Origin of the sequence: Hymenobacter monticola, assembly GCF_022811645.1 — a bacterium.
Taxonomy (GTDB): Bacteria; Bacteroidota; Bacteroidia; order Cytophagales; family Hymenobacteraceae; genus Hymenobacter; species Hymenobacter monticola.
Map to the genome: position 1 here is coordinate 1,396,853 of NZ_CP094534.1, position 14,174 is coordinate 1,411,026.

General features: G+C 66.3%; 7 protein-coding genes. 6 read left to right on the forward strand and 1 reads right to left on the reverse strand.

The window, feature by feature from the left end:
* Nucleotides 1-69 precede the first annotated feature (69 nt).
* From treF to MTP16_RS05935, 6 genes are all read left to right on the forward strand, one after another.
* On the forward strand, nucleotides 70-1,731 hold the full coding sequence (gene treF / locus MTP16_RS05910; protein ID WP_243516739.1) for an alpha,alpha-trehalase TreF: 1,662 nt from the start codon (nucleotides 70-72) through the stop codon (nucleotides 1,729-1,731).
* 119 nt (nucleotides 1,732-1,850) lie between these two features.
* Nucleotides 1,851-2,405 (forward strand): RNA polymerase sigma factor, encoded by a 555-nt coding sequence (locus MTP16_RS05915; protein WP_243516741.1) that lies wholly within the window; start codon nucleotides 1,851-1,853, stop codon nucleotides 2,403-2,405.
* Complete coding sequence (locus MTP16_RS05920) at nucleotides 2,402-4,201, forward strand: hypothetical protein (RefSeq protein WP_243516742.1); 1,800 nt, start codon at nucleotides 2,402-2,404, stop codon at nucleotides 4,199-4,201. The genes MTP16_RS05915 and MTP16_RS05920 overlap by 4 nt, the downstream gene beginning before the upstream one ends.
* A gap of 118 nt (nucleotides 4,202-4,319) precedes the next feature.
* Nucleotides 4,320-7,160 carry a T9SS type A sorting domain-containing protein gene (locus MTP16_RS05925; protein WP_243516743.1) on the forward strand — a complete coding sequence of 947 codons (2,841 nt, stop codon included), beginning with the start codon at nucleotides 4,320-4,322 and terminating at the stop codon, nucleotides 7,158-7,160.
* 286 nt (nucleotides 7,161-7,446) lie between these two features.
* The gene (locus tag MTP16_RS05930) at nucleotides 7,447-8,271 is read left to right on the forward strand and encodes a porin family protein (protein ID WP_243516744.1); all 825 of its coding nucleotides are present in this window, start codon (nucleotides 7,447-7,449) and stop codon (nucleotides 8,269-8,271) included.
* A 285-nt stretch (nucleotides 8,272-8,556) separates the two neighbouring features.
* Complete coding sequence (locus MTP16_RS05935) at nucleotides 8,557-11,949, forward strand: DUF7948 domain-containing protein (protein ID WP_243516745.1); 3,393 nt, start codon at nucleotides 8,557-8,559, stop codon at nucleotides 11,947-11,949.
* A 159-nt stretch (nucleotides 11,950-12,108) separates the two neighbouring features.
* Here MTP16_RS05935 and MTP16_RS05940 read toward each other — a convergent pair whose 3' ends face one another.
* Nucleotides 12,109-14,109 (reverse strand): vWA domain-containing protein, encoded by a 2,001-nt coding sequence (locus MTP16_RS05940; RefSeq protein ID WP_243516746.1) that lies wholly within the window; start codon nucleotides 14,107-14,109, stop codon nucleotides 12,109-12,111.
* Between the last annotated feature and the right edge of the window lie 65 nt (nucleotides 14,110-14,174).

Below are 14,174 nucleotides of genomic sequence, written 5' to 3' on the forward strand. Positions count from 1 at the left end.
AATGTGCGGCCGTGCGTAAGGGTTAAGGAAAGTAAATCTGCGCTCCGCGCTTGGCCAACCCTTATTGCCATGTCACGAATCTTACTTGCCGGGCTGCTTGGCATGCTGAGCACCCGGCCCATCCTGGCCCAAACCGAAACCCAAGCTCCTAAAGTCCCCACTGCTGCCGCAGTTTCGACCGTGCCGGCACCTGCAGCGCCGAAGGCTGAGCGCCCGGCCTCGCCCCGGCAGCTGTTTCCGGGCTTATTCGAAGCGGTGCAGTTGGGGCGCATTTTCCCGGACAACAAAACCTTCGTGGACGCTGCGCCCCGGCAGCGGCCGGCCACCATTCTGGCCGCGTGGCGCCGCGAGAAAAGCCAGCCCGGCTTTCAGCTTAAAGCCTTCGTAGCGGCGCACTTCGACCTGCCCGCCCAGAGCACCGCCGTTTTCCAAACCGATGTGCAAGCCGGCCTGCGCCACCACCTCGACACGCTCTGGACGGTGCTGGCCCGGCCCGCCGCGCCAGCCACGGACGCGGCCGATTCGCTGGCGGCGTTTGGCTCGCTGCTGCCGCTGCCCAAGCCCTACCTGGTGCCGGGAGGGCGGTTTCGGGAAGTGTACTATTGGGACTCTTACTTCACCATGCTGGGGCTGGCCGAGGCGGGCAGAAGCCAGCTGCTGAAAGACATCACCGACAATTTTGCTTTCCTGATTGGCCGCTACGGCTTCATTCCCAACGGCAACCGCAGCTACTACCTCACCCGCTCGCAGCCGCCGTTCTTTGCCCGCATGGTGCAGCTGCTGGCCCAGGAGCGCGGCAACGGCGAACTGCTGCGCTACCGCCCCGCCCTGGAAGCCGAATACCGCTACTGGATGCATGGCACCGAAACCCTGAAGCCCGGCACCGCCGCCCGCCGCGCCGTACGCCTGCCCACCGGCGCCGTGCTCAACCGCTACTGGGACGACAGCGACCAGCCGCGCGAGGAATCCTACGCCGAGGACGTGGCCGCCGCCAAGCTGAGCAAGCAGCCGCCCGCGCAGTTTTACCGCCACGTGCGGGCAGCGGCGGCATCGGGCTGGGACTTCAGCAGCCGCTGGTTTGGGCCAGCAGGCGGGCTGGGCAGCATCCAAACCACCGATTTGGTGCCGGTAGACCTCAACTGCTTGCTTTATAACCTCGAAATGGTGCTGGCCGAAGCCGCCCGCGTGGCCGGCCAGCCGGCGCAGGCCCGCGCCTATACCGCCAAGGCCAACCAGCGCAAAACGGCCCTGCTGGCTTTGTGCTGGGATGCGCAGGCCGGTTGGTTTCAGGACTACAACTGGCGGCTGCGCCGGCGTTCGGGCGTGCGCACGCTGGCGGGGGTGTTTCCGCTGGCGTTTGGACTGGCCACGGCGCCGCAGGCCAGCCGGGTGGCGGCGGGGCTGAAAGCCAATTTCCTGAAAGCCGGTGGGCTGCTGACCACTCTCAGCGTCTCCAAGCAGCAATGGGACGCCCCCAACGGCTGGGCTCCGTTGCAGTACCTGGCCATTGAAGGCCTGGCCCGCTACCAGCAGACGGCCCTGGCCGATACCGTGGCCCACCGCTGGGTTCGGCTGAACAGCCGCGTGTTTGCCCAAACCGGCAAGCTGCTGGAGAAGTACGACGTAGTGAACGTGAACCGCCCCGCCGGTGGGGGCGAATACCCGCTGCAGGACGGTTTCGGGTGGACCAACGGGGTGCTGCTGAAGCTGCTGAACCGGGAGCGGCGGTGAGTAGGGCAATGCTCAGGCAGACAGACAAATAAAATTTCTCCCTTGCCCGGGCAGCCTTTTCGGGAAGTAACTTGTCTGCCGGGCAGCACCCGGCCGGGCTGCGCTGCTTTCCCGATGTAATGCCCCTTTCTACGGAGCTAGACGACCTGCTTGCCCGCTGCGGCCGCCACGAGCCGGCAGCCCAACGTGCCCTGTATGCCCGCTACGCCGGCCGCATGCTGGGCGTGGCGCGCCGCTACGTGCGCTCGGTGGCCGAGGCGGAGGACATTTTGCAGGACGCCTTTGTGAAGGTGTTCACGCGCTTGGCCGACTTCCGGGGCGAGGGCTCCTTTGAGGGCTGGGTGCGCCGCATTGTGGTCACCACGGCCCTCAACCACTGGCAAAGCGGGCAGCACCGCCGCCAGCAAGTGTTGCTCGACGACGCGCCGGAACCCTTCGCGCCCGACGCCGACGCCTTCGACCGCCTGGGTGTGGCCGAGGTGCTGGCCCTGATGGAAAAGCTGCCCGACGGCTGCCGCCTCGTCCTCAACCTCTACGCCGTGGACGGCTACAGCCACGGCGAAATCGCGGAGCTGCTGGGCATTCAGGAGAGCACCTCCAAGGCCCAGCTCAGCAAGGCCCGCAAACTACTCACCCGGCTGCACCAGCAGCAGGCCAGCTACTTGAAACTATGATGCCCGAACCGGAAGAAAACCGCCTCGACCAGACCCTGCGCGATAAATTCGAAGACTTCAGCCTGGAGCCCTCCGCCCCGGTGTGGGCCGGCATTGAGCAGCGCATTGCCGCGCCGGTGGCCCCGCCTAACGGGCGGCGCCGGCCGCTGCCCTTGCCGCTGCTGTTTGGGCTGGTGGCGCTGCTGAGCGGGCTGGCGGGCTGGCTGCTGCCGTACGCGGCGGCCCCGGTGCGGACGGTGGCTGGGGTGCAGGTTCCGGTTGCTGCATCGGCTGCCATGCGGGCTGAGCCGCGCGGGCGTCGGGCGCCGCTTGAAGAAGCTCAGACGCCAGCTCGCGCATCCCAGCCGCAGTCGTTCGCAAGGCCAGGCGCATCGGCTCCTAATCCGATTGGAATGGCTTCCTCGGTTGCCAGTGTCACCAAGCCGAGCCCCAGCGTTGCAAGCTCACGCCCGATTCCTTTGAACGGAAAAATACAGCAACAACCCACTCGGCCCGCGTTGACAGGGGCAGCAACGCGCATGCTTGCTAATGACCGCAAGCCGGGTACTCCGGTTATCAACATGGCTTCCCCTGACTCTATAGTTACGCGGGAAACATCATTTGCTCAGACACATAACACCTTACCCTCGCCGCCCGCAGCCGCCGACTCCATCCCCACCACCCTGCAGCCCCTGGCCGGCCTGGAGCGCCAGGTACTGGTGCAGCTGCCCAGCATTGCCACGCTGAAGCCAGGCACACGCCTGCCCGCGGGCAGCCAGCCGGCCCTGCTGCGGGGCCTGCGCGCTGAGCGCGCCGAACTGCTGCGCCTGCAGCGCCGCACCGACAGCCTGCTGCTGGTGCTGGGCGACCTGCCCGCCGCCCCCGCGCTGGCCAGCGCCGACACCGCCGGCCTAAAACCGAAAACCCTAAACCCCAAACCAGCCTCGCGTTGGAGCTTGCTGCTGGCCGCCGCGCCCGAGCAAAACACCCTCACCCTGCAAGGCCCCGAGGGCGACAGCCTCACGGCCCTGCGCCGCAACCACGAAACCGGCCGCGCCGGCTTCAGCGCCAACTTATTGGCCGAATACCGCCTCACGCCGCGCCTGAGCGTGGGCGGCGGCGTGGGCTACAGCACCTACGGCGCCGACCTGCGCATCACCAACAAAACCACCGACGTGAGCGTGACCTACAACACCACGACCACGACCGCCACCACGGCCTACACCAGCGCCCACCAAACCTACTCCGTGCGCATCATCCAGATTCCGCAGCCCTCGCCGGTGTTCAACGCCAGCGGGCAGGTCATTCGCTACGACACGGTGTATGTACCACGACTGGACACGGTGCGCACCACCACCGTGCAGCACGATACCGTGCGCACCACCAGCCACGTCACCACCCCCACCATCAGCAAGAAGGAAACCCTGACCACCCGGCTGCTGCAGCCCAACTACCGCTTCTTCACGGTGCCGGTGCTGCTGCGCTACCGCTTGGCCGCGCCCGGCACCAGCCGCCTGTGGACCGATGTGGCCGTGGGTGCCCAACTGCAGTTTTTCCTGGGTGGCACGCAGGTGATGACGGATGACGGCGAGAACTTCCGCACCGAGAAAATAACCGTGGGCAGCGGCCCTTTCCGGGCCCTGAACGTGGGCCTCACGGGCTCGCTGGCCCTGAACTACGCCCTCACCAACCGCTTCAGTGTGAGCGTGGCGCCCAGCCTGCGCTGGCAGGCCCTGTCGCTCTACAAGCCCGAAACCGGCCTGCGGCAGCAGCCTACGGCCACGGGGCTGCTGTTTGGGCTGCGGTTCCAGCTATAAATAGATGCTTTTACCAGCAGCCTTTTCCTCGGGTGGCTGGTCTGGCTGATTGAAACGCGGTGCCGCGCTCCGGCCGGGGCGGTGCCCACGATGCCCTTTACCTTCTTTTTCCTGCTTCATGAAACTACAACGCTTACTTTTCCTGGTGGGCCTGTTGGCCCTGGGCGCGCTGCAACGCGGCTACGCGCAGTACGTCAACTGGTCGCGCCCGCTGGCGCCGGGCATCTTCAACGCCCGCTCGGTGACCGATGCGGCCGGCAACACCTACGTGGCCGGGTCCTACCGCGGCGCCCTGACCATGGGCGCCACCACCCTGCCCGCTCCCACCGGCGCAGCCATCAACGCCAGCAATGCCTTCGTGGCCAAGGTTAGCCCGCAGGGGCTGGTGCAGTGGGCGCTGCCCGGCATCAGCGCCCTTTCCGACGACGTGCTGGCCCTGACGCTGGACCCCAACGGCAACGTGTACGCCGTGTTTCGCGGCGGGGTCGATTCGCTCGGCAGCGGACCCACCGTGGGCTACGGCTTCGCGCTCGGCAGCCTAACCTTGCCCAACGGCGGGACCATGCTGGCCAAAATCAACACCACCGGCACGGCCCTGGCCCTGAGCTACCTGCACCAGGGCGCCACCCAGGCCCAAGTGACCGCCTTGGCGGCCGACGCCGCCGGCAGTTGCCTGGTGGCCGTTGGGGCCACGGGCTACGGCACTCCCGTGTTCGGCCCCTACACCTTTCCCAGCTCAAGCTCCACGTACAGCACGGCGGTACTGCGGGCCGCTCCGGGCAGCAGCGTGGCGCTGGTGCGGGCGCTGGTGCCCACCCCTGGTCAGTTCAATACAAGCAACTTGCGGGTGGCCGACATTGAGGTGGGCGCCGCTGGTAATTTTTACTGCGCGGGGCAGATATCGGGCACGGCGGTGCTAGGCACGGCACCGGCCGTCAACCTGGATTCCTATGTGGGCAGCGGGGGATTTGTGGCACAGTTTTCGGCGGCCGGCGTGGCGCAGTGGGGCATCACCAGCCACAACGCGACCGGGTCGGGGTCGCATAGCGCGGGCAACATCTGCCTGGCGGTGGCGCCCACGGGCGAGGTGTACGTGGCCGGCGGGGTCTGGGCCAGCAACGTCACCTTCGGCAACCTGCCCGCGCTGCCCGTGGGCGGCTTCGTGCTGAAACTGTCGGCCAGCGGCACGCCGCTGTGGGCCCGCGGCGCCCAAACCGGCATCAATACCGACCTGAGCGGTGGCGCGGTACACCTAGGGCTCGACGCGGCCGGCAACGTATACCGGGTGGGCCAGTTCATCAACAACCCGGTCTTTGGCACCACCACGTTGACCAGCCCGGTAACGGCCGCCTACTCGCCCACCTTCTACCTCGTGAGCTACGACGCGGCCGGCGCCCTGCGCTGGGTGCGCACCGCCGATAGCCAGCAGGTGCCCAACTCGTCGGCCTCCCACCAGGGCACCGGGTTCGGGCTCGATGCCAGCGGCAACGCGTACCTGCTTAACTATTCGGCTTTCGACCTGCCAACCAATACCCTGCGCATTGACCGCGAGGTGCTGGGCGCGGGCTACACCGTGCTGCGGCTGGACCCGGCCGGCCGCCTGAGCGGCACGCTCTACATTGACCAGAACGGCAACGGCACCCGCGACGCCGGCGAGGGGCCTTTCGCCTACCCGCAGGTGGTGAGCGACGCCACGGCGGGCACCCACTATTCCAGCACGGCCGGCACCGGCGAATACACCGTACTGGGGTTGCCCGGCGCGGCCTATTCCATTTCGATACCGAGCCCGCACGCCTACTACACGGTATCGGCCCCGGCCACGCGCACCGGCACCTATCCGGGCGCGGGCCAAACCACCACCGGCCTCGATTTTGGCCTGGCGCCCAACCTCAGCCAGGCCGATGTGCGCATGACGCTCACGCCCGTGGGCGTGGCCCGGCCGGGCTTCACGGTGCGCTACCGCCTCACGCTCGAAAACCGGGGCACCACCACGGCCAGCGGTAATGCCAACCTTGTGTTCGACAGCCGCTTCAGCTACGTGAGCAGCACACCCAGCGGCAGCCGCACGGGCCAAACCGTGACCTGGGCCTATACCAACCTGGCGCCTTTTGCACAGCTGAACTACGAGGTGTTGCTGAGCCTGCCCACCAACGCCGTGATGGGCACCGTGCTCACCTCCTCGGCTACGGCCCCGCTTACCGGCGATGTGACGCTAGACGACAACACGGCCAGCGCTTCGCAAACAGTGGTGACTTCCTATGACCCCAACGACATCTCGGTGAACTACGCCAGCTTGTCGCCCACGCAGGTGGCCGCCGGCCTGCCGCTCGACTACGTGATACGCTTCCAGAACATGGGCACCGACACAGCTTTTGCTGTCGTCATCACCGACACACTCGACTACGCCCGCCTGAACTTGAGCACGATAGAGCTGATTTCGCAGTCGCACAACTGCCTCTGGAGCCTGACGGGCCGCGGGCTGCTCACGGTGCGCTTCCCTGGCATCAAGCTGCCGCATCGCAACGTTGATGTGATTCGTTCGCAGGGCTTCCTGCGGTTCCGGGTGCGGCCGCGCCCCACGCTGGCCGTGGGCGACATCGTGCCCAACAAAGCCGACATTTTCTTCGACTACAACGCCCCCGTGCGCACCAACACGGCCACTACCACCGTGATGCTGACCACGGCCGCGCTGGCCAGCCACACGGCCGCCGCCTGGAACGCCTACCCCAACCCCGCCACCGACGCCGTGACCATTGCGGCCGACCTGACCACGGCCGGCCCGGTACGCCTCGACCTGCTCGATGCGCTGGGCCGCAGCGTGCGCCGGGAGGTATTTATGGCCCCGGCCGGCCCGCTGCGCCAAACGCTCGATTTGCGTGGCCTTGCGCCCGGCTTCTACGTACTACGCTTAACCCCGCCCGCTGGCCCAGCCAGCAGCCAGCAACTGGTGCGGGAATAGTCGTCTACCCCGACTCCTAATGGCTACCAAGCCGGGCCGCCCAGTGGAGCGGCCCGGCTTTTTTGCGTTTTGGGGCTGGTGCGCTTGGTCGATGCAGGCCGGCGGCTGGTCCGGAAAGTGCGGGGCTTGGTCGGCGCGAATGGCCAGGGCAGCCCGGAGAACACGAAGCCTGCAGCTGGTTTGGCACGGTTTTGTAATGTCTCCTGTCATCGGCCACTGCGCCGGGCCAAGCAGCCCGGACAGGCGACGGAGCCGGTTTTCTTCACCTTCCTAACCTATTCTGGTCATGAAATTTTCACGCCTTTCGGGCGGCCTGGCCGCGGCTTGCCTTTTGATTTCTGCAGTAGCCGGCTCGGCCTCGGCCCAAGTATACCGCGACGCCTACGGCAACCCCAAAGCCGCGCCCTCGCCCAAGCCCATGGGCAGCAGCTCCAGCCGCCGCGCGCCCAGCTACAGCAAGCCCTCTTATTCCAACTCCAGCACGACTAGCAGCGCCAACTCGGCCGTGCGCTTCGGCTTCCGGGGCGGCCTGAACGTGGCCGACCTGCAGGGCGACGCCGTGCAGAGCTTCACCAACCTGGCCGGCTACGCCCCCGACGGCGCCATTGGCAAGTCGGTGCGGCCCGGCTTCTACGCCGGCATCTACGCCACGCTGCCGCTGGGCCCCAGCTTCGCCATCGAGCCCAGCATCAACTATTCCGAAAAAGGCGCCGTCCTCACGGGCAACCTGCCTTTCCCGGCCCTCGATTTCCTGAACGCGAAGGTGACCGGCACGGCCCGCCTGGCTTACGTGGATGTGCCCGTGCTGGCCAAAGTATTCGTCACGCCTGGCTTCTACCTCTACGCCGGCCCGCAGGCCTCGTTCCTGGTGAATGGCAAGGCGCGGGTCGATGCCAGCGTGCTCGGCTTCTCGGCCTACAAGCAAGATTTCGATGTGTCGAACCAGCTCCGCAAGGTCGATTTCGCCGCCGTGGCGGGCCTGGGCTACCAGTTCGAGAACGGCTTCGGCCTCAGCGCCGGCTACGACTATGGCCTTACCTCGCTCGATGCTGGCAACCGCTTCCAGGCCTACAACCGCGTGGCCAAAGTCGGCCTGAACTACTCATTTTAAAGCCGGTTAGCGGCCGTTCTATTCCGTTTATCCTTTCTGGTTTATTGCTCGGGTAATTATCCAAAATAGTTTATAAAAAAGGCCTCGCTGGTAGCTCAGCGGGGCCTTTCTGGTTTGGGGCCGACGCTTCAAGCACCTTAAACATCATAATTATCAAATATTTCATGATTCACCACCTCGAAAAAAGGTTGGTTGAACCTACTGTGATATGTTCCTGCTGCGTGATAATTTGTACGCCAAACTGCTGGACTTACTTCCTTTTTCCCACCTTACTTTTTTTCACCTTTGAACAAACTTTACCTTACAACGGCACAACTCTGGGCGCTGCTGATGGTAGCGGGGCTGCCCATTGCCCAAACCAAGGCGGCCTCGCCGGCGCTGCTATTCGAAGAAAACAAAACCCAGTGGGACCCCGCCGTGCGCTACCATGCGGCCGTGCCCGGCGGTGAGGTGTGGCTCCGTAGCACGGGCTTCACCTACACCTGGATTAACGCCGCCGACCGGGCCCGCTACGCCGCGGCGCAGGCCGGCAGTGCCCGGCCCTGGGAAGGGGCCGCCGGGCCAGCGCAGCCGCTGCCCGCGCCCCAGCTTCGGGCCCACGCCGTGCAGGTCGATTTTGAGGGGGCCAACGCCACGGGCGCCGTGGCCGGGCAGCGGCCGGTGGAAGCCTACGGCAACTACTTCATGGGCAACAACCCCAGCCGCTGGGCCAGCCACGTGCGCTCCTATCCGGAAGTGCGCTACCAGGCCCTCTACCCCGGCACCGACCTGCGGGTGTACGGCACGGCCGCCGGCCAGTTTGAGTACGACCTCACTCTGGCCCCCGGGGCCGACCCTGGCCGCCTGCGGCTGCGCTACCGCGGCGCCACCAGCCTGCGCGTGCTGCCCGGCGGGGCGCTGGCCGTGGGCACCAGCGTGGGCGAGGTGCGCGAGCAGCGCCCCGTGGCCTACCAGCTGGCCCCCGACGGCCGCCGCCAGCCGGTGCCCTGCCGCTACCGCCTGGCCGGCACCACGGTCCGCTTCGAGCTGCCCGCCGGCTACGACCGCACCCGCTCCCTGGTCATTGACCCCGTGGTGCAGGCGGCCACCTACGTGGGCATCACCAACCGAACCGAAGATTTTATTCCGCGCGCCACCACCTACGACGGGCAGGGCAACCTGTACGTGGGCGGGGTGGCCGTGAGCGGAGGATATTACCCCACCACGCCGGGCGCCTTCGTTATAGCCTTGGGCGTCAACACCATTACCAAGCTCAACCCGACCGGCACGGCGCGGCTGTATTCCACGCATTTCGGGGGTACGCAGCCCCTCATCACGCTGGAAGAGCTTGGCCACCTGACCTGCGATGCCGCCGGCAACCTGTTTGTGTGCGGCTACACCGCCGCGACTAATTTTCCGATGCTGGCCAATAGCTACGACCCGGTGGTGAACAACGGCGACGTCTTTATCTGCAAGCTCAGCCCGGCCGGCGATGCCCTGCTGGCCAGCACCTACCTGGGAGGCTCGGGCGCCGAAACAACCCTCCAGTGCGGCGGCTTGCGCGTAGACGCCAGCGGAGCCGTGTACGTGGCGGGCAATACGACGATGGGGAGCGTGGCTACCAACAACTTTCCCACCACGGCCGGGGCCTACATCCGTACGGTCCCGGCCAGCGCTAGCCGCCGGGGCTTCATTGCCCACCTCGACCCGCAGCTGACGACCTTGCGCTGGGCAACCTTTCTGGAAAGCACTAACTTTAATAGCGACGCCGGCACGCTGCGGGTGTCGCCCACCACTGGGCTGGTGTACTACCTGGGCAATACCGCCGACCAGGGCCACGCCGTGGGGGCGGGAGCCGCGCATTCGGCCTATTCGGTAGGCTACGTGGGCTGCCTGGCGGCCGATGGCTCGCGGCGGGTGGCCGCTACCTACCTGCCCACCATGCCCAGCATCATCAGGCCGCTCGTTTATCCGAAAACGATGGACCTCGACGCGGCCGGCAACGTGTGCGTGGGGGGCAAAGCCGTTTCGGTGGTGCGCACGGCTGGCAGCTACGTGGCGCCCAGCGCCAGCACCTTCGTGCCGGGCGCCGACAACTACTTCGTGACCAAGCTCAATGCCGGCCTCAGCCGCATCGAGCACACGGCTATCCTGGGCGGCGGCGACCTGGCCGGCACCCAATCCATATGCCTGGGGGTGGACCAGTGCGGCAACATTACCGTGGCCAGTTCGCTCGTTTCGCTCCCTGCGGCCGGCAACCTTCTGCCCATCCTCAATCCATTGCCGGGAGGCGGCAACCCCGCCGGCCTGCACGTCGCGACCTTGAGCAGCGATTTTCGGCAGTTGCTGTTTGCCAGCTATTATGGCAACTCGATGGCGGCCGGTCGGCCCTGGTTGGGCACCACGTCCGCCGTCGACCCCCAGGGCCGGGTATACACGTCGGTGCTAACCTTCAACTTTCTCGGCATCAACTATCCCACACTGCCCACGGCTTACCAGCCGGTCCCACTGCCCGGGGCGGTCCTGGCGTCCGCCGATGGAGTAGGAGTCATCATCGACCCCCAGTTTGTGACGACGCCCGCGCCGCGGGCGGCTTTCACGGCTGCTACCTCCTGCGCCAGCCTGGCAGCGCAGCTGCAAAGCACGAGCACCAACGTGGGGGCCTTCCGCTGGGATTTTGGCGATGGCAGCCCCCTAGATTCGGTCACGGCCGCACCGCAGCACCTGTACGCGGCGCCCGGCACCTACCGGGTGCGCCTGCGGGTGCGGCCTGTGGCGGGCGCCTGCGGCCGGCCCGATACTACCTCACGGCTGGTGGTGCTGGGCGGGGCGCCGCCCCGGGCCTTGCTGCAGCAGGCCAGCCTGTGCGCAGGCACGGCGCTGGTGCTCGATGCCGGCAACCCCGGCAATACTTACCGCTGGAGCACCGGCGCCACCACCCAAACCATTCAGGTGACGGCGCCGGGGCGCTACATAGTGCAAACCGGCGTGGGCGTTTGTGCCCGCATCGATACGGCCGTGGTGGTGGGCCTGCCGGCCCCGGCGCGGGTGTTGCCCGCGCAGGCGGTGTTGTGCCCCGGCGAGACACTGGTGCTGGACGCTGGCAACCCCGGCAGCACCTACCGCTGGAACACCGGCGCCACCACCCAAACCATTGGCGTGACAACGGCCGGCACCTACTCCGTCGTCATTCGCAATCCCTGCGGCCGCACCGACACCGTGCGCGTGGGCGTGAACCCCGCGCCGACGCTGGCGCGGGATTCGGTGGCCTGCGGCGACGTGACATTGCGGGTGGTGGGAGCAGCAGCCGGCAGCACTTACCGTTGGAGCACGGGCGCCACCACGCCGGCCCTCGCCGTGGACCAGCCGGGCCGCTACACGGTGAGCGTAACCGGGCCAACGTGCCAGTTTGAGCTTCAGGCCTACGCCGCCCCGGCCCGGCCCGACTTGCTGGTGCCCAACATCTTCACCCCCAACCCTGAAGATGCCCTCAACGCCACGTTTGCCATTCCGGGTTTGCCGGCGGGCACGCGGCTCAGCGTGTTCAACCGCTGGGGCAGCCTCGTGTACCAAGCCAGCAATTACCAAAATGACTGGGCCGCGCCCGGCCTGCCTGACGGCGTGTATTACTATTTGCTTGAGAATGAAAAGTTCTGCCGCGCCAGCCAGTTGAAAGGCTGGGTGGAAGTCCGACGCTGAGTTCTACTGCAACGAGTTTTTACTTGCCTAGCATAACAAATTGAAACGGCCCCACTGGTAGCTCAGTGGGGCCATTTCGGTCTGTAGCGCGGACTCTGCGAGTCCGCGCCTGTTCGATTCGTTCACTATAGTGCGCGGCCGGGCAGCGTCCGCACTCCCTCACCGCTTGCCCACCGCCCCGCTGCCGCTCAGCCCTTCGGCCAGCCGCACCAGCCGCACCAGCTCGGCGCGGTAGCCGTCGGCATCGGCGCCGCGGGCTCCGTTGGCCAGCTGCTCGGTGGCGGCCCAGGTGGCGGTGCCGCGCTGTTCGCTTTGGCGCAGCAGCATGCCGAACTGCGCCACGGCCGCGGCAAAGCGGAAGTCGGGCGAGGCTTTTTCGATGGCCAGCGCGGGGCCGGTGAGGGGCTGGGCCAGCAGCTTGCTGGTGTTGCCCTGCGGCTCTTTGTAGCGCAGCTTCACCGTCAGCACGTCGTTGGTGATGAACTGCTGCATAGTGGCGGTGGCGGGCTTCGATGGCTGGTATTTGAGGTCGTCGACCAGGGGCTGCGTAGTGCCCACGGGCACGATTTCGTAGAGGGCCGTGGCGGTGTGGCCGGCGCCCAGCTCGCCGGCGTCTTTGCGGTCGTTATTGAAGTCTTCGGCTTCGAGCAGGCGGTTTTCGTAGCCCACGAGGCGGTAGTTGGCCACGCGGGCGGGGTTGAATTCGACTTGCAGCTTCACGTCTTTGGCCACGGTGAAGAGCGTGCCGCCGAACTGCGCCACCAGCACCCGGCCGGCTTCATCAAGGTTATCTAGGTAGGCGTAGTTACCGTTGCCTTTGTCGGCCAGGGTTTCCATGCGCGCGTCGCGCAGGTTGCCGCGGCCGCAGCCCAGCACGGTGAGAAACACGCCGCTTTCGCGTTGGTCTACAATGAGTTTTTCCATGGCCGCCTCGGAGCTTTCACCCACGTTGAAATCGCCGTCGGTGGCCAGAATTACGCGGTTGTTGCCTTCCTTGTTGAAGCTCTGCCGGGCCGTGGAATAGGCCAGACGCAGCCCCGCCCCACCGGCCGTGGAGCCACCCGCCTGCAGCCGGTCGATGGCATCGAGAATGACCTGGGGCTGCGAGCCGGGCGTGGGCGGCAGCACCAGGCCGGCGGCCCCGGCGTAGGCCACCAGCGCCACGTGGTCCTGGGGGCGCAACTGCTTCACTAGCAGCTTGAGGCCGGCTTGCACCAGCGGCAGGCGGTCGGGGCCATACATCGAGCCCGATACATCAACTAGAAACACGAGGTTGGCGGGCGGCAGCTTGGCGGTTTCTACTTTTCGGGCCTGAATGCCGATGCGGGCCAGCTGGTGCGCGGGGTTCCAGGGGCAGGCGGCCAGCTCGGTGCTGATGCGCACGGGGTCGGGCGAAGCGGCGGGCGGCGCGGGGTAGTCGTAGCGGAAATAGTTCAGCATCTCTTCCACCCGCACGGCGTCGCGTGGGGGCATTTGGCCTTCGTTCAGGAAGCGGCGCACGTTGGAGTAGGAAGCATTATCCACGTCGAGCGAGAAAGTGCTGAGCGGGTCCTTTTTGGGGTTGAAAAAGGTATTTTCCTTGACGTGGGCGTAGGTATCGCCGGCGCCCGCTTCGGGCCGGGCGGGCAGGGTAGGCATTGCAGGCGCACCGCTGGGAAGCACCCGTGCGGTGTATGCTGCATCGGCCGCGTCTTGGGCCATTTTCATCTTGCGCTTCGACGGGGCGGCCGGTGCGGGTGCACTCTCTGCCTTCGTTTCGTAGCCGTAGGCCGTCACCGACACTTCACTAAGCTGCTTAGTGTCAAGAAACATCGCAACGTTCACCACCCGCGCCGCGCCAATTAGCCGTTGCTGCTTTTTATACCCCACTGATGTGAATACCAGCGTGGCCGAGGCTGCATTGGGCACCGGGAGGGTGTAGCGGCCGTCGTGGTCGGTGCTGGTGCCTTGTTGCGTTCCCTTGATGAGCACCGTGGCGCCGGGTATGCCCTGTTTCGATTGGGCATCCAGCACGATGCCCGTAATGGTGCGGTAGCGGGTGGTATCGGCGGGTTCGGCCGTTACAGCGGGCGCGGAGCCTTTCGATTTTTTCTGGGCAAGAGCAGGGCTTTGAGAGGCCAGCAGGCTCAGGAGCAGTGGCAGTAGCAACAGGGTTCTCATGGCAGCACGGGATAGTTGGTGAAACGTACCGACTTGATGCGGGCCGTAAGCGGATTGCACACGGA

Bases quoted from the DNA above. Each gene is read 5' to 3' on its own strand.
- treF (WP_243516739.1), top strand. From the start codon at position 70: ATGTCACGAATCTTACTTGCCGGGCTGCTTGGCATGCTGAGCACCCGG.
- MTP16_RS05915 (WP_243516741.1), top strand. From the start codon at position 1,851: ATGCCCCTTTCTACGGAGCTAGACGACCTGCTTGCCCGCTGCGGCCGC.
- MTP16_RS05920 (WP_243516742.1), top strand. From the start codon at position 2,402: ATGATGCCCGAACCGGAAGAAAACCGCCTCGACCAGACCCTGCGCGAT.
- MTP16_RS05925 (WP_243516743.1), top strand. From the start codon at position 4,320: ATGAAACTACAACGCTTACTTTTCCTGGTGGGCCTGTTGGCCCTGGGC.
- MTP16_RS05930 (WP_243516744.1), top strand. From the start codon at position 7,447: ATGAAATTTTCACGCCTTTCGGGCGGCCTGGCCGCGGCTTGCCTTTTG.
- MTP16_RS05940 (WP_243516746.1), bottom strand. From the start codon at position 14,109: ATGAGAACCCTGTTGCTACTGCCACTGCTCCTGAGCCTGCTGGCCTCT.